This window comes from Paraburkholderia ginsengiterrae, assembly GCF_001645125.1.
GTDB classification, from domain to species: Bacteria; Pseudomonadota; Gammaproteobacteria; order Burkholderiales; family Burkholderiaceae; genus Paraburkholderia; species Paraburkholderia ginsengiterrae.
In genome coordinates this window covers 113,290-128,542 of the sequence record NZ_LXKA01000065.1, presented here as the reverse complement: position 1 = coordinate 128,542, position 15,253 = coordinate 113,290, and the positions used below count along the sequence as shown (strand labels likewise).

The 15,253-nt window shown below is 62.2% G+C and carries 13 protein-coding genes; 8 read left to right on the top strand and 5 right to left on the bottom strand.

Annotated elements, in window-relative coordinates; all coding sequences use genetic code 11:
* Positions 1-120 precede the first annotated feature (120 nt).
* Positions 121-447, top strand: coding sequence for a divalent-cation tolerance protein CutA (gene cutA, locus A6V37_RS04990; protein WP_082902676.1), 327 nt, complete (start codon positions 121-123; stop codon positions 445-447).
* Positions 440-2,314 carry a protein-disulfide reductase DsbD gene (gene dsbD, locus A6V37_RS04985; RefSeq protein WP_064267472.1) on the top strand — a complete coding sequence of 625 codons (1,875 nt, stop codon included), beginning with the start codon at positions 440-442 and terminating at the stop codon, positions 2,312-2,314. The genes cutA and dsbD overlap by 8 nt, the downstream gene beginning before the upstream one ends.
* Positions 2,315-2,425: 111 nt before the next feature.
* Here dsbD and hemB read toward each other — a convergent pair whose 3' ends face one another.
* Entirely contained in the window at positions 2,426-3,424 is a 999-nt protein-coding gene (gene hemB, locus A6V37_RS04980; protein WP_064267473.1) for a porphobilinogen synthase, read from the bottom strand.
* Between the two features lie 249 nt (positions 3,425-3,673).
* Entirely contained in the window at positions 3,674-4,327 is a 654-nt protein-coding gene (gene yihA, locus A6V37_RS04975; protein WP_064267474.1) for a ribosome biogenesis GTP-binding protein YihA/YsxC, read from the bottom strand.
* A gap of 220 nt (positions 4,328-4,547) precedes the next feature.
* Here yihA and A6V37_RS04970 point away from each other — a divergent pair, with 220 nt between their 5' ends.
* The 5 genes from A6V37_RS04970 to msrQ all read left to right on the top strand — a co-directional run bounded on the left by A6V37_RS04970 (position 4,548) and on the right by msrQ (position 10,648).
* Positions 4,548-5,201 carry a c-type cytochrome gene (locus A6V37_RS04970; RefSeq protein WP_064267584.1) on the top strand — a complete coding sequence of 218 codons (654 nt, stop codon included), beginning with the start codon at positions 4,548-4,550 and terminating at the stop codon, positions 5,199-5,201.
* Between the two features lie 116 nt (positions 5,202-5,317).
* A complete protein-coding gene (locus A6V37_RS04965; RefSeq protein WP_064267475.1) occupies positions 5,318-7,522 on the top strand; it encodes a cytochrome c biogenesis protein ResB in 2,205 nt (734 codons plus the stop codon).
* Between the two features lie 4 nt (positions 7,523-7,526).
* On the top strand, positions 7,527-8,744 hold the full coding sequence (ccsB, locus tag A6V37_RS04960) for a c-type cytochrome biogenesis protein CcsB (RefSeq protein WP_064267476.1): 1,218 nt from the start codon (positions 7,527-7,529) through the stop codon (positions 8,742-8,744).
* Positions 8,745-8,942: 198 nt separating this feature from the next.
* Positions 8,943-9,938, top strand: coding sequence for a protein-methionine-sulfoxide reductase catalytic subunit MsrP (gene msrP / locus A6V37_RS04955; RefSeq protein WP_064267477.1), 996 nt, complete (start codon positions 8,943-8,945; stop codon positions 9,936-9,938).
* Between the two features lie 11 nt (positions 9,939-9,949).
* Complete coding sequence (msrQ, locus tag A6V37_RS04950) at positions 9,950-10,648, top strand: protein-methionine-sulfoxide reductase heme-binding subunit MsrQ (protein WP_064267478.1); 699 nt, start codon at positions 9,950-9,952, stop codon at positions 10,646-10,648.
* A gap of 96 nt (positions 10,649-10,744) precedes the next feature.
* Here the strand turns inward: msrQ and lysA are convergent, their stop codons facing one another.
* Together lysA and A6V37_RS04940 are read right to left on the bottom strand one after the other, a co-directional pair.
* Entirely contained in the window at positions 10,745-12,007 is a 1,263-nt protein-coding gene (lysA, locus tag A6V37_RS04945) for a diaminopimelate decarboxylase (RefSeq protein ID WP_064267479.1), read from the bottom strand.
* A gap of 9 nt (positions 12,008-12,016) precedes the next feature.
* Positions 12,017-12,358: a lipoprotein gene (locus tag A6V37_RS04940; RefSeq protein ID WP_064267480.1), complete on the bottom strand. Its 342-nt coding sequence runs from the start codon at positions 12,356-12,358 to the stop codon at positions 12,017-12,019.
* A 35-nt stretch (positions 12,359-12,393) separates the two neighbouring features.
* Here A6V37_RS04940 and cyaY point away from each other — a divergent pair, with 35 nt between their 5' ends.
* Positions 12,394-12,711, top strand: coding sequence for an iron donor protein CyaY (gene cyaY, locus A6V37_RS04935; protein WP_064267481.1), 318 nt, complete (start codon positions 12,394-12,396; stop codon positions 12,709-12,711).
* A 120-nt stretch (positions 12,712-12,831) separates the two neighbouring features.
* On the opposite strand, the gene A6V37_RS04930 is transcribed toward cyaY, so the two are convergent.
* On the bottom strand, positions 12,832-15,237 hold the full coding sequence (locus tag A6V37_RS04930; protein WP_064285824.1) for a penicillin-binding protein 1A: 2,406 nt from the start codon (positions 15,235-15,237) through the stop codon (positions 12,832-12,834).
* Between the last annotated feature and the right edge of the window lie 16 nt (positions 15,238-15,253).

The following is a 15,253-nucleotide window of genomic DNA, read 5'->3' as shown; positions in this document are numbered from 1 at the left end:
AGCGGGCATTCATCGGCGGCCATATGCCGCAGCGCTATAGTGGCGCCGTCAGCGGCATTGCAAGGCTAGGTGATACGATAACGGCACCTGAATCATGCAATGCCGGAGCTTTTCGTGAGCATGAACGTGACCTTGATTCTGACGACGGTGCCGGATGCGTCCGTGGCTCAGAAGCTTGCCGAGGATGCCTTGGCCTCACGGCTATGCGCCTGTGTCACCCAGCTTGGCGCGGTGCAGTCCAGCTACCACTGGCAGGGCACGATCGAAACAGCGCAGGAGATCCAGTTGCTGTTCAAGACGAGCGCCGCACGCGCGCACGAACTCGAGCAGTACATTCAGGCGCACCATCCCTACGACACGCCGGAAATCCTCTCCTGGCAAGCGACGGCATCAGCCCCGTATGGCCAGTGGATCACTGCTGAAACTTATCGTCCTCTTCATGTTTAAAGGTCTCGACTGGCGCACAAGCATGACACTGCGCGCCGTATTCCTCGTCTTCTGCGGCCTGGTTTTCGCGCAGTTCGGCACGCTTGCCCGCGCTGCAGACGATTTCCTGGATCCCGCTGTCGCGTTCAAATTCAGCGCGACGGAGAAGCCCGGCGAAGTCGATGTGACGTACAAGATCGCGGATGGCTACTACATGTACCGCGAACGCTTCGCCTTTGCGACGCGCAATGGCACGTCCACGATCGGCGAGCCGCAATTGCCAGCTGGCCATGTCAAGTTCGATCAGACCTTCAACAAGAACGTCGAAACGTATCGAAACGAGTTGACGATCCGGATTCCCATCAAGCAGGCAAGTGGCGCGTTTGATCTGGCCGTGACGTCGCAAGGTTGTGCCGACGCCGGCATCTGCTATCCGCCGATGGAGCGGGTGTACCACGTGGGCGGCGAGGCGCTGCAGTCGGCCGTGAGCGCGGCGGCCACCGGTACCGCGCAGCAGTCTGCCGCAGCTTCCGGCACCCCTTGGTATGAGCGCGCGACCAGTGCTGAGTATGCGCAGTCGCTGCTGCAAGGCGGCGGATTCTTCGCGGTCATCGGGCTCTATTTTGTCGCCGGCGCGGTTCTCAGCCTGCTGCCCTGCTCGTACCCAATGATTCCGATCCTGTCCGCAATCATTATCGGTGAAGGCGCGCGAGTGACCCGTGCCCGAGGGTTCGCGCTGTCTTTGGCCTATGTGATCGGCATGGCGCTCGTGTACACGGTGCTTGGTATCGCGGCCGCGCTGGTGGGGCAGAGTCTCGGCGCCTGGCTGCAGAACCCGTGGGTGCTTGGCGCTTTCGGTGTGCTGCTGACGCTTTTCGCATTGACCTTGATCGCGGGCTTCGACATCGCGCTGCCGCAGCGCTGGCAAGACGGCGTCTCGCGGGCGTCGGCGGGGCGCTCCGGGGGCAAGTTCGCTGCCGTCGCGGTGATGGGGGCGCTGTCGGCGCTGGTGGTCGGCGCTTGCATGACCGCTCCGCTCTTTGCGGTGCTGGCATTCATTGCACATACCGGCAGCGCTGTGCTCGGTGGTGCGGCGCTGTTTTCGATGGGGCTTGGGCTCGGCGTCCCGCTTCTGATCATCGGCCTCGGTGCCGGTACGTTCTTGCCGCGCGCCGGTGCATGGATGGACGGCGTCAAGGTGTTCTTCGGTGTCGTACTGCTTGCGGCGGCCTTGTGGATCGTCTGGCCGGTGCTCGGCGCCACGACGACCATGCTCTTGAGCGCGCTCTGGCTGTTGATTGCCGCGGCCTCACTGGGGCTGTTCTCCTCGTCGGCGAGGGAGGCGTCCGTGTGGCGCCGGCTCGGCCGAGGCATCGGCGCGGCGCTGGCGATCTGGGCAGCGGTGTTGCTGGTCGGGCTGGCGGCGGGTTCGTCGGACCCTCTGCGCCCGCTTGCTGTGTTGGCGGCGCGCGGCGGAGAGCAGGGTGCCGTCAACGCGTCGACGCCCCCGGGTACGGCAGCTCAGAGCGATCTAACGTTCGCCGCGGTGCGTTCCTCGACTGAACTCGATCAGGCCGTCAAAACGGCTGCACGGCCCGCTATGCTCGATTTTTACGCGGACTGGTGCGTCAGTTGCAAGGAAATGGAGACGCTCACATTCAGCGATCCGCGAGTCCAGGCAAAGTTGAAGCAGATGAACCTGCTGCGCGCCGACGTCACAGCGAACAACGCCGACGATCAAACGCTACTCAAGCGCTTTGGCCTGTTCGGGCCGCCTGGGATCATTTTCTTCGACCAGGGCGGCAGGGAAATTCTGCGCGTTGTCGGATACGAGTCGGCGGATAAGTTCTTGCGCAGTCTGGATCGGGCAAATGCCCCCGGCGTATAACCGGAACAGGCCTCGCACTCAGCGGGCATAAAAAACGGAGGCATGACAAAAAGTCATCCTCCATTTTTTACGCCTGCGGACACGCGTCGCGTGCCGCAGCGGCGCGTCGAACTACTTCTGCGAGCGCAAGATCCGCGCGGCGTCCAGCGCGAAATAGGTCAGCACGCCGTCCGCGCCCGCCCGCTTGAACGCCAGCAGGGATTCCATCATCACCTTGTCGTGATCGAGCCAGCCGTTTTGCGCGGCGGCCTTCAGCATGGCGTACTCGCCGCTGACCTGGTACACGTAGGTCGGGAACTGGAACTCATCCTTCACCCGGCGCACGATATCCAGATACGGCATGCCCGGTTTGACCATCACCATGTCGGCGCCTTCGTTGATGTCCGCTTGCACTTCGCGCAGCGCTTCATTCGAGTTGGCCGGGTCCATCTGGTAGGTCATCTTGTTGCTTTTGCCCAGGTTGGTCGCGGAACCGACGGCGTCGCGGAACGGGCCATAAAACGCCGACGCGAACTTGGCTGCATAAGCCATGATCCGCGTGTGGACATGATCTTCGCTCTCGAGCATCTCGCGGATCGCGCCGATGCGGCCGTCCATCATGTCCGAAGGCGCGACGATATCGACGCCTGCTTCCGCCTGCGCACGTGCCTGTTCGACCAGAATCTCGACCGTCTCGTCGTTGATCACGTAGCCGGTTTCATCGAGCACGCCGTCCTGGCCGTGGCTGGTGTACGGATCGAGCGCCACGTCGGTCAGCACGCCCAGATCCGGGAAATTCTTTTTCAGTTCACGAACCGCGCGCGGAATCAAGCCGGCCGGGTTGGTCGCTTCGCGCCCATCAGGCGTCTTCAGCGAGGGCTCGATCGCCGGAAACAGCGACAGCACAGGCACACCCAGCTCGACACATTGTTCGGCCACGCCCATCAGCAGGTCGACCGACACGCGCTCGACACCCGGCATCGACGGTACGGCTTGCCGCACGTTGGTGCCCTCGACAATAAAGACCGGGTAGATCAGATCGTTGGTGGTGAGAATGTTCTCTCGCATCAGGCGGCGCGAGAAATCGTCACGGCGCATGCGGCGCGGACGGTAGTGCGGATAGAAGCTCATATTGAATCGAAGAAACGTGGATGTGTGGAGTGGGCAATTGACGCCTGCCACCGCTGCCGGAAACTTTTCGAGACAATGGTATATCATACCGATCGAGCAAGGCGCCTTGCGCTGACCTCCCCGCTTCTCCTCCCTGAGCGGGTGCCTGTCGTTTTTCGATTAGGCTGTTTGACCCGCCGTTAATGCGGCGGGTTTTTTTATGGGCGGCTGGAATGGCACTTTTTGCCTGTCGGGCGCCAGCCGTCTCAATTACTCCGCGGCGGTGGTTGTGCCCTCGGCGTCGGGGATCAGCCAGCTTTCGATCAGTTCGTGCGCCTCGTCGATGCCGACGCGCTTGAGCGCCGAGAACAACTGGGCGGTCAGTTCGCCGCGGTAACCTGCGGTGCGATATTCAGCCAGGCCTTTCTGCGTCGCGCGCAATGCATTCACGCTTTCCTGACGAGTCAATTTGTCGCACTTGGTCAGCAGCGTGTGGATCGGCTTGCCGGTCGGGGCAAACCATTCGATCATGCGCCGGTCCAGATCCGTCAGCGGGCGGCGCGAGTCCATCATCAGGATCATGCCGCGCAATTGCGAGCGCGATTGCAGGTAGGTGGACAGCAGCGCTTCCCAGTGCGCTTTGGCCGCGCCCGGCACTTCCGCGTAGCCGTAGCCCGGCAGGTCGACCAGATGCGCGGTCGGCTCGTCCGCCTTGCCCACCGAAAAATAGTTGATGTGCTGCGTGCGTCCCGGTGTCTTACTGGCGAACGCCAGCCGCTTCTGATTGCACAGAATATTGATAGCCGTCGACTTGCCCGCGTTCGAGCGTCCCGCAAAGGCGATCTCGGGTTGCGCGGTGGCCGGCAGATCACGGAGGTGATTGACGGTCGTGAAAAAGCGGGATTGGTGGAGCAGGAAGGACATGAGCGAGGTCAGGATTCGAGACGCCGGGGAACCCGGATTGGGGACGGGTCAAGCCCGACTGGCGTCTTAGCGATTAGCGAGTTATTGTACAATACGACGGTTTACTGAAAACCTGAGGGGGCCAGCCCACGTGCCTTGGCGGCTCCTGGCGGTCACTCGGTCGCCGTCGTATTTTGCAAAGCCTCTAAAAACCCTCCACAAGACGAGACAGGGTATGCGAATGAATCGACTGAGCAAGACTCTGATGGTGCTTCATGTAGCGGCAGGTCTTTCAGGTTTGGCAATTCAGGCACGAGCAGCAGAACCGGCAAAGCCGGACGTCAATCGGGGGCAGGCAATCGCAGTGCAGGTTTGCGCGGCATGTCACGGCGCAGACGGTAACAGTGCCGGTGGCGCGTATCCGAAGCTGGCGGGCCAGCACCCTGAGTATCTCGTCAAACAACTCATGGATTTCAAGACGCAGCCAGGTGCGAAGCAGCCGGCGCGCAATAATGCGATCATGGCGGGCATGGCTGCGGCACTGTCCGATCAGGACATGGTCAACGTCGCGGCATATTTCGCAGCACAGACGCCGAAGCCCGGCTACGCGCACAACAAGGACACCGTTCCGCTCGGCCAGAAGATTTATCGTGGCGGGGTTGCCGACAAGGGCGTGCCGGCCTGCGCGAGCTGCCACGGACCGACCGGCCAAGGCATTCCGGCGCAGTATCCGCGCCTGTCGGGGCAGTGGGCGGAGTACACGGTGGCGCAGTTGACCGCGTTCACGCAAGGTCCTGGCGCACGTAACAACAACGAAGCGATGCATGCCATTGCAACGCGTCTGTCGGACAGTGAGATCAAGGCTGTAGCCGATTACATCGCGGGCTTGCATTAGGAAGTCCGCACGCAAGTGCAACCGGCCCGGCGAGGTCGGTACAAAACAAGAAAAGGGTGAGGGCGTCGCGACTACGACAGCCCTTCACCCTTTTTTGCTGTTCAGTCGGAGTATGAATGAGCGTCACCACGTCGGGTTTGCAGTCGAAGTCGCGCAATCGCATCGTGCGCAACGTCATCGAAGTCTTGAGTTCGATGCGTTTTGCCATTGCGCTGCTCGTGATTCTGTCGATCGCCAGCATCATCGGCACCGTCCTCACGCAGGACGATCCGTATCCCAATTACGTCAATCAGTTCGGCCCGTTCTGGGCGGACATTTTCCGCGCGCTGAGCCTGTACACGGTGTACAGCTCGTGGTGGTTCATGCTGATTCTCGGCTTCCTGATGGTGTCGGTGTCGCTGTGCGTGATCCGCAATGCGCCGAAAATGCTCGCCGACGCGAAGAGCTGGAAAGACAAGGTCCGCGAAGGCAGCCTGCGCGCGTTCCATCATAAGGGCGAGTTCGCGGTGCACGGCACGCGCGCCCAGACCGCGGCGGTGCTCGCAAAACTCTCCGCAAAGCTTGGCTACAAGTTCGTGACGCGTGAATCCGACGGCGCGACTTTGATTGCCGCCAAGCGCGGCGCGCTGACCAAGTTCGGCTATATCTCCGCGCACCTTGCCATCGTGGTGATCTGTGTGGGCGGCCTGCTCGACAGCAATTTGCCGATCAAGCTGCAGATGTGGCTGTTCGACAAATCGCCGATCCGCGCGAACACGGTGATCAACGAGATTCCGCCCGAGCACCGGCTCTCGCAGTCCAACCCGACGTTTCGCGGCTACGCCTGGGTGCCGGAAGGGCAGCACGTCTCGACAGCGATCCTGAACCAGCCGGATGGCTCGCTCATCCAGGACCTGCCGTTCTCGATCGAGCTGAACAAATTCATCGTCGACTATTACTCGACCGGCATGCCGAAGCTCTTCGCGAGCGACATCGTCGTGGTCGACCATAAGACCGGCGCGCGCGTGCCGGCTCGGGTCGAGGTGAACAAGCCGTTCGAATACGACGGCGTGTCGATCTATCAGTCAAGCTTCCAGGACGGCGGCTCGCAGATGCAGATGACGGCCTACCCGATGAGCGGCGCCAGCGCGAAGACTGCGCCGTTTGGCGGCACGATCGGCGGCAATGCGCCGTTGAGCCCGGCTACGCCGCTCGCCGACGGCCAGACGGTGGAATTCACCGATTTCCGCGCCATCAACGTCGAAAATATCTCGAACGGCAACGGTCAGGCGGACGCCCGCGGTGTCGCCGAGCATCGCACGCTGAAAGAGGCGTTCGACGAGCGCCTCGGCTCCGGTGCGAAGACCTCGAAGCCGCTGGACCTTCATAACGTCGGCCCCTCGGTGCAGTACAAGGTGCGCGACAAGGAGGGCCAGGCGCGCGAGTACAACAACTACATGCTGCCGGTGGATGTGGGCGGCGAAAAGATGTTCCTCGCCGGCATGCGCGTGAATCCGGACGACCCGTTCCGCTACCTGCGCATTCCCGCCGACAGCGGCGGCACGGTCAAGGAATGGATGAACCTGCGCGCCACGCTTGAAAATCCGGCCATGCGCGCCGCGGCGGCTCACCGTTTCGCGCTGCGCTCGGTGCCCGGCTCGAATACCGAACTGCAGCAGCACCTTGAAGAAAGTGCATTGCGCGTATTGACCCTTTTCGCCGGATCGGACAATAGCGCCAAGATGCCGAATGGTCAGACGGTTGGCGGTTTCCAGGCCATTGCTGCCTTTATCGACCATTCGGTGCCCAAGGGTGAGCAGGAAAAGGCGGCGGGCCTGCTTCTGCGCATGCTGGAAGGCTCGACCTGGGACTTGTGGCAATTGTCCCGCGAGCAGCTCGGCGAGCCCGACGCGGTGGCCAATACGGACACGAGCCGCTTCATCCAGAGCTCGATCAACGCGATATCCGACAGCTTTTTGTATGGTTCGCCGGTCTATTTACAGCTTGACTCATTCAAGCAGGTGCAAGCTTCGGTATTTCAGTTGACGCGCGCACCGGGCAAAAAAGTCGTGTATCTTGGCAGCCTGCTCCTCGTATTGGGCATCTTTTCGATGTTCTACGTTCGCGAACGGCGCCTCTGGTTCTGGCTTAAAGATACCGATCACGGCACCAACGTCGTGATGGCAATGTCGAGCGCGCGCAAAACGCTCGACTTCGAAAAAGAATTTGTCCAAACACGCGATGCAGTAGGCGCCGCCTTGGGCGCCAAACTCATTGAAGCACCCGACGCCTCCGGCAAGCCCGGCGCGCCGTCTGCAGGCTCACAAGATTCGACCCGGTAAGATCATGGACTTGACTCAGGTTTCCTCACCCTCATCCCCCTCGCGGCCCAAGAAGGCGCACGTGGGAGAGGCATTCGGCGCGCTCAACGTCGCGCAATTCGACGAGCGGCCGTTCCTGAAACGCCTCGGCATCGTCGACTGGCTGTTTGCCGTCGCCATGGTGGCGGGCGCGGGGTTCGCGCTGTCGCGCTACTACCCGTTCATGAATTACTACGACAAGCTGGTGCTGGTTTGCGCCGTGCCGGTGTTCGTAGTGCTCGGCTGGCGCTGGAAGCCGGTGCGTCCGCTGATGGTGGGGATCGCCGCGCTGTCGCTGCTCGCCATCCAGATCTATCACGGCGATCTCAGCCGCGCGGACAACGCGTTCTTCCTCAAGTACTTCCTGTCGAGCCAGTCCGCGATTCTGTGGATGAGCGCGCTCTTCGTGTTCGCCACTGTGTTCTACTGGATCGGTTTGTTGTCGCGCTCGCCGACCGGCGCCGCGATCGGCTCGAAGATGACGTGGGCCGCGGTCGTGATGGGCTTTGTCGGCCTGATGGTGCGCTGGTACGAGTCGTACCTGATCGGCGCGGACGTCGGCCATATTCCCATTTCGAACCTGTATGAAGTGTTCGTCCTGTTCAGCCTGATCACCGCGCTGTTCTACCTGTACTACGAGCAGCACTACAACACCCGCGCGCTCGGCGCGTTCGTGCTGCTGGTGATCAGCGCCGCCGTCGGCTTCCTGATGTGGTACTCGGTGGCACGCGACGCGCAGCAGATCCAGCCGCTCGTGCCGGCGCTGCAGAGCTGGTGGATGAAGATTCACGTGCCGGCGAACTTCATCGGTTACGGCAGCTTCGCGCTGTCGGCGATGGTGGGGGTCGCGTATCTGATGAAAGAGCGCGGCGTGCTGGCCGACCGCCTGCCGGCGCTCGACGTGCTCGACGACGTGATGTACAAGTCGATCGCCGTCGGCTTCGCATTCTTCACGATCGCCACGATTCTCGGCGCGCTGTGGGCCGCGGAAGCCTGGGGCGGCTACTGGAGCTGGGACCCGAAGGAAACGTGGGCGCTGATCGTGTGGCTGAACTATGCGGCCTGGCTGCACATGCGGCTCATGAAGGGGTTGCGCGGCGCGGTGGCGGCATGGTGGGCGCTGACCGGCCTGCTGGTGACGACCTTTGCGTTCCTGGGCGTCAACATGTTCCTGTCGGGCTTGCATAGCTACGGCAAGCTGTAAGAACTGTCGCGCTGAATCGACTAAGAACCGCCGTGTGCGTCGCACCGGCGGTTTTTTTATGGTTTGGCGGAATATCGGCGGCATCCGGTGTGTTTGTCAGTTGCGTACATGAAAGCGGCTGGGCGCACGCCCTGAGGAGCAACCGTCAATTTGACCCCGTAAGATGCACAGACTGAGGGGCCGGCAAGGAGCAGCACGATGTGGATCAAACGTAGCGAACGAATTCAAATCATCGGCGATGACATCGCACGCAGCGACATCACGCCGCAGCGGGTCTTTCAGAACCGGCGGCGCGTCTTGCAGGCGGCCGGCGCGGCGGCGCTCGGCAGTCTGATCGGGGTGAGCGGTGAAGCGCTGGCGGCTTACACGTCGCCAGACCCGAAGGCGCAGAAGCTGGCGGCGAAGACGAATGCGAAGTTCGTCGCGCTGGACAAGATCACGCCGTACAAGGACATCACCACGTACAACAACTTCTACGAGTTCGGCACCGACAAGGCCGACCCCGCGCATAACGCCGGGACACTTCGGCCGCATCCGTGGAAGGTGAGCGTCGAGGGTGAAATCAAGAACCCGAAGGTGTACGACATCGACGAATTGCTCAAGCTCGCACCGCTCGAGGAGCGCGTTTACCGGCATCGCTGCGTTGAGGGATGGTCGATGGTGATTCCGTGGATGGGCGTGCCGCTGTCGGAGCTGATCAAACGCGTGCAGCCCACTGGCAACGCCAAATATGTGCAGTTCATCACGCTGGCCGATCCGTCGCAAATGCCGGGACTTTCAGAGCCGGTGCTCGATTGGCCGTACTCTGAAGGTCTGCGCATGGACGAGGCCATGAATCCGCTCACGCTGCTGACGATGGGCCTCTACGGTCAGGTGCTGCCGAATCAGAACGGCGCGCCGGTTCGTATCGTGGTGCCGTGGAAATATGGCTTCAAGAGTGCCAAATCGCTCGTGAAGATCCGCTTTCTCGACAAGCAGCCGCCGACGAGCTGGAACACGTACGCGTCGAACGAATATGGTTTTTATTCCAACGTGAATCCGAACGTCGATCATCCGCGCTGGAGTCAGGCAACCGAACGGCGAATCGGTGAGGACGGATTTTTCACGCCCAAGCGCAAGACGCTGATGTTCAACGGCTATGGCGATCAGGTCGCGTCGCTTTATCAGGGCATGGATCTGAAGAAGAACTTCTGAGCGGCTCGATCATGGCTTTCGACACCCAACCTGTCACCGAGACCGAGCGCAAGGCGCCGAGCGTGCACGCGCGCACGCCCACCGCCTCGAAGCGGCCCGCGGCCGGTGCGAGCTGGCTCGTGCCGGCCAAAGTCGCCGTGTTCATCGCGGCGTTGTATCCGCTTGCACGCATTGTGTTGTTCGGCGTGACCGATCAGCTGGGTGCCAATCCGATCGAGTTCATCACGCGCTCGACGGGCCTCTGGACGCTCGTGTTCCTCTGCATCACCTTGGCCGTGACACCGTTGCGCAAGCTCACCGGCGTTGCGGCAATCTTGCGCTTTCGCCGGATGCTCGGGCTGTACGCGTTCTTCTATGCGGCGCTCCATTTCACCACTTACTTCTGGTTCGACAAGTGGTTCGACCTCGCGGAGATCGTCAAAGACATCGGGAAGCGGCCGTTCATCACGGTGGGCTTCGCGGCCTTCGTCTTGCTGTTTGGGCTGGCCGTGACCTCACCGCGCGCGATGGTGCGCAAACTCGGCCGCCGGTGGCAAGCATTGCATCGGTTCATCTACGCGATCGGCGTGCTCGCGATCCTGCATTTCTGGTGGATGAAGGCGGGCAAGCACGACCTGGTCTTGCCGAAGATTTATGGCGCGATCATGGTGGCGTTGCTCGGCTGGCGTTTGATCGTGTGGGTGCGCGACAAGCGGCTGAAGCCGCGTTGACGGCACGTGATGCGCTTCGCGAATAGATAGCGTGCAAACGAAAAAGGCGATGCCGGTAACGGCATCGCCTTTTTTGTGCAGCACGGCTTCTGATGTTTACGCCGGCAGGACTGTTTCGCCCGCAAACAGCTGGCTCACCTCTTCGCGCGCGCGAACCACATGCACTTGTGTACCATCCACCATCACCTCGGCGGCACGTGGACGGGTGTTGTAGTTGGAGCTCATGACGAAGCCGTACGCGCCTGCCGAGCGAATCGCCAACAGATCGCCTGGCTCGACAGCCAGCAGGCGTTCGCGGCCCAGCCAGTCGCCGCTTTCGCAAACCGGGCCGACCACGTCGTACACGTGAGCCGGCACGTTGCGCTTCTCGACAGCGTCGATGGCGTGATACGCCTCGTACATGGCGGGGCGCGCGAGATCGGTCATGGCCGCGTCGACGATGGCGAAATTCTTCTCGGCGCCCGGCTTCAGAAACTCGACGCGCGTGAGCAGCAGGCCCGCATTCCCAACCAGCGAGCGGCCCGGCTCGAAATACACTTCACGATCGCCGTGACCGCGCGCTTCGATTCGATCGAGCACGGTGCGCACGAACTCGCCGATTTCCGGCGGCGTTTCTTCGTCGTACGTAATGCCAAGCCCGCCACCCACGTCGATGTGGCGAATCTTCACGCCGTCCTGCTCGATCTGCTCGACCAGTTCCAGCACCTTGTCGACCGCGTCCAGATAGGGCGCGACTTCGGTGATCTGCGAGCCGATATGGCAGTCGATGCCGACCACCTCGAGATTGGCCATGGCGGCCGCGGCCTGATAGGTGGCGCGCGCGTCTTCGAACGCGACGCCGAACTTGTTCGACTTCAGGCCGGTGGAAATATACGGATGGGTCTTCGCGTCCACGTCCGGATTCACGCGCAGCGAAACGGGCGCCTTCTTGCCCATTTCCGCCGCAACCGCATTCAGACGATCCAGCTCGGGAATCGATTCGACGTTGAAGCATTTGACGCCGGCGGCCAGCGCCTCGCGCATTTCACCGGCGTTCTTGCCGACGCCGGAAAACACGGTGTTTTCGGCTTTACCGCCGGCGGCGAGCACGCGCGCCAGTTCGCCGCCCGACACGATGTCGAAGCCCGCGCCAAGACGCGCGAACACGTTCAGCACCGCGAGGTTGCTATTGGCCTTCACGGCAACATGGACGCTTGCTCGCCGGCCGGCGCAGGCGCCTGCATACGCGTTCCATGCTGCAGTGAGCGCGGCGCGTGAATAGACGTACAGCGGTGTGCCGAATTGCTCGGCAAGGGAGACGGCGGACACGCCTTCGGCGTGCAGCACGCCGTCGACATAGTCAAAAGCGGATCGAGTCATGCGAAAGTCTTATTGAGCGGGAGTGACGGCGGAAGCAGGCAGCGGGGCCGCCGTACCAGATGCCGCGGAGGCCGGCGGCGTGGCGAGCTCGGTTTCCGGCGCCAATGAAAGCGGCGTGCCCGAGGTATCCGGCACGGTGCTCATGTTGGCGGCGCTATCCGAGGCCGGGTGCGCATCGTTCGGCGGCAATTGCGTGTGATCGACCGGCTTGGCAGGCATGGGTGGCACGACGGGCAAATAGAGCGTGCCGCGCTGACCGCAGCCGGAGAGTGCACAACCTGCGAGAATGGCTAAAACCGCTACAATCGCGCGGCCGGGCGCCGCCGCGCGCATCCGAGTTACGACTCGCATGACCGTCCCTGAATAAATAATCGATGGAGTTTAGCATGTCCGATAGTGAATACCTGACCCGTGCGGAAGCCGCGCTAGCCGCCATCGAACGCGCGCTGGACGGCATCGACGCCGACATCGAGCTCGAGCGCAGCGGCAATGTCCTGACCCTCGAATTCGAGAACCGCTCGAAGATTATCGTCAACCTTCAGCCGCCCATGAGCGAGATCTGGATCGCGGCGAAAGCGGGCGGCTTCCACTTCCGCTTCGTCGATGGCGAATGGCGCGACACGCGCAACGGCACCGAGTTTTTCGCCGCGCTGTCGGAGTACGCAACGCAGCAGGCGGGCGAGCCGGTTCACTTCGAGGCGTAAAAGCCGCTCGAGCGCCGCGCCGCAAACGCGGCTGAATCGTTCACGCGAAGCATCCAAAACAGAACGGCCACGCATTGTCAGCGTGGCCGTTCTGTCTTTCTGAAAGACGCCGCCGGTGCCTCAGTGTCCGCGGAACAGATTCATGATGTCCTGCTTTTCCTGTTCTCCGACCTGCTGAGGCGCGGCTGCCGCTGCCGCCGCGTTGCTCGCCTCGGCGTCGAGCGTTGCCTGACTGACCCCGACGGTGGCGACGAAGCCATGCCCCGGCGTGAAGTCGTCGAAATATAGCTCCGAGCCGAGTTCAGTCACGTCGTCGGGCATCGGCATCTTGTAGTCCGGCACGCCCTTGAGCGCGCGTGCCATGTATTCGATCCACACCGGCAACGCGAGGCCGCCGCCGGTTTCCTTGTCGCCGAGACTGCGCGGATTGTCGTAGCCGATCCACGCGATGGCGGTTAGCGTGTGCTGATAACCCGCGAACCATGCGTCACGTGAATCGTTGGTCGTACCCGTCTTGCCGCCCAGATCGGTACGCTTGAGCACGTTGCTCTTGGCGCCCGTGCCGCGCTGCGCGACGCTTTGCAGCAGGCTGTTCATCACGTAGGCGTTGCGCGGCTCAATGGCGTGCGGCGCGCTTTGCTCGGCCACCAGCGGCTGCGCGTGCGCCACCACCATGCCGCGCTGATCCGTGACTTCGGCGATCAGATACGGATTGATCCGATAGCCGCCGTTGGCGAACACCGAGAAGGCGCCCGCCATCTGCAACGGCGTGACGAGACCCGCGCCGAGTGCCATTGGCAGATAAGCCGGGTGGCGATCCGCGTCGAAGCCGAAACGCGTGATGTATTGCTGCGCGTATTTCGTGCCGATCTGGTTCAGGATGCGAATCGACACCAGGTTCTTCGACTTCTGCAGCGCGGTGCGCATGGTCATGGGACCGTCGAAGCCGCCGCCGTAGTTCTTCGGTTCCCACGCCTGGCCGCCCGTCTCAGCCGCGCTGAAAAAGAGGGGGGCGTCGTTGATCACCGTTGCCGGCCCGAGTCCCTTTTCGAGCGACGCCGAATAGATGAACGGCTTGAAGCTCGAACCCGGCTGGCGCCACGCCTGCGTAACGTGATTGAACTTGTTCTTGTTGAAGTCGAAGCCACCGATCAGCGCGCGAATCGCGCCATCTTGCGGCACCACGGAAACGAACGCGCCTTCCACTTGCGGCAACTGAGTGATTGACCAGTTACCGTCGTCATCCTTGACGACCCGGATGATCGCGCCCGGACGCACACGTTGATTCGGCTGCGCGCGCGGGCCGAGCGCGAACTGCGCGAAGCGCAGGCCGTCGCTCTGAATGGTCGCGACATTGCCGTCGATAAAGGTGGCCTGCACCTGCTTCGGACTCGCCGCGGTGACCACGGCGGCAATGATCTCGCCGTTGTCCGGATGTTCGAGCAGCGCGTCGTCAATGGCCTGTTCGCGCTCGTCCGCATCGGACGGCAGATCGATGAACGCTTCCGGGCCGCGATAGCCGTGACGCCGCTCGTAGTCCATCAGACCCTTGCGCAGCGCCCGGTAGGCGACGTCCTGATCCGCCGAGTCGATCGTGGTCACCACGTTCAGACCGCGCGTATAGGCCTCCTCGCGATACTGCGCGTACATCATCTGACGCACCATTTCCGCGACGTACTCCGCGTGCACGCTGAACTCCTTGCCCGCGCCCTTGACCACGAGCGGCTGCCTGCTCGCGTCGTCGTATTGCTGCTGGCTGATGTAGTGCAGCTCGTACATGCGCTGCAGAATGTATTCCTGACGCACTTTCGCGCGCTTCGGATTGACCACCGGGTTATAGGCGGACGGTGCCTTCGGCAAGCCGGCCAGCATGGCCGATTCCGCCAGCGTCAGATCCTTCAGGTCTTTGCCGAAGTAGACGCGCGCCGCGCTCGCGAAGCCATAGGCGCGCTGACCGAGATAGATCTGATTCATGTACACCTCAAGAATCTGATCCTTCGAGAGCTTCGACTCGATCTTGTAGGCAAGCAGCATCTCATAGATCTTGCGCGTGTAGGTCTTCTCGCTCGAGAGGAAGAAGTTGCGCGCCACCTGCATGGTGATCGTGCTCGCACCCTGCGTGGCGTGGCCATTGGTCAGCGCGACAATGCCGGCGCGCGCGATACCGGTGAGGTCGACGCCGCCGTGATCGTAGAAGCGCGCGTCCTCGATCGCGAGGACGGCCTTTTTCAGGCTGTCGGGCACGTCCTGAATATGAACGATGTCGCGCCGTTCTTCGCCGAACTCGCCAATCAGCACGTGATCAGCCGTATAGATGCGCAGCGGTACCTTGGGCCGGTAGTCGGTCAATGCGTCGAGCGAAGGCAGATTGGGCGTTGCCACGACGAGCGCATAACCGAGCACCAGCAGCACGCACAGGATGCCTGCGACGATCAGACCCACAAAGCCGAGGATGAGCGTCAGCCACAACGGACGCTTGCGCTTCTGCGGCGGGGGCGGTGGGGACGTAGGAGACGTGGATTGCATAGGGGCACCAAAAAAC

Excerpts from the sequence above, each read along its gene's own strand:
- cutA (WP_082902676.1), top strand. The coding sequence starts at position 121 with ATGAACGTGACCTTGATTCTGACGACGGTGCCGGATGCGTCCGTGGCT.
- dsbD (WP_064267472.1), top strand. The coding sequence starts at position 440 with ATGTTTAAAGGTCTCGACTGGCGCACAAGCATGACACTGCGCGCCGTA.
- hemB (WP_064267473.1), bottom strand. The coding sequence starts at position 3,424 with ATGAGCTTCTATCCGCACTACCGTCCGCGCCGCATGCGCCGTGACGAT.
- yihA (WP_064267474.1), bottom strand. The coding sequence starts at position 4,327 with ATGTCCTTCCTGCTCCACCAATCCCGCTTTTTCACGACCGTCAATCAC.
- A6V37_RS04970 (WP_064267584.1), top strand. The coding sequence starts at position 4,548 with ATGAATCGACTGAGCAAGACTCTGATGGTGCTTCATGTAGCGGCAGGT.
- A6V37_RS04965 (WP_064267475.1), top strand. The coding sequence starts at position 5,318 with ATGAGCGTCACCACGTCGGGTTTGCAGTCGAAGTCGCGCAATCGCATC.
- ccsB (WP_064267476.1), top strand. The coding sequence starts at position 7,527 with ATGGACTTGACTCAGGTTTCCTCACCCTCATCCCCCTCGCGGCCCAAG.
- msrP (WP_064267477.1), top strand. The coding sequence starts at position 8,943 with ATGTGGATCAAACGTAGCGAACGAATTCAAATCATCGGCGATGACATC.
- msrQ (WP_064267478.1), top strand. The coding sequence starts at position 9,950 with ATGGCTTTCGACACCCAACCTGTCACCGAGACCGAGCGCAAGGCGCCG.
- lysA (WP_064267479.1), bottom strand. The coding sequence starts at position 12,007 with ATGACTCGATCCGCTTTTGACTATGTCGACGGCGTGCTGCACGCCGAA.
- A6V37_RS04940 (WP_064267480.1), bottom strand. The coding sequence starts at position 12,358 with ATGCGAGTCGTAACTCGGATGCGCGCGGCGGCGCCCGGCCGCGCGATT.
- cyaY (WP_064267481.1), top strand. The coding sequence starts at position 12,394 with ATGTCCGATAGTGAATACCTGACCCGTGCGGAAGCCGCGCTAGCCGCC.
- A6V37_RS04930 (WP_064285824.1), bottom strand. The coding sequence starts at position 15,237 with ATGCAATCCACGTCTCCTACGTCCCCACCGCCCCCGCCGCAGAAGCGC.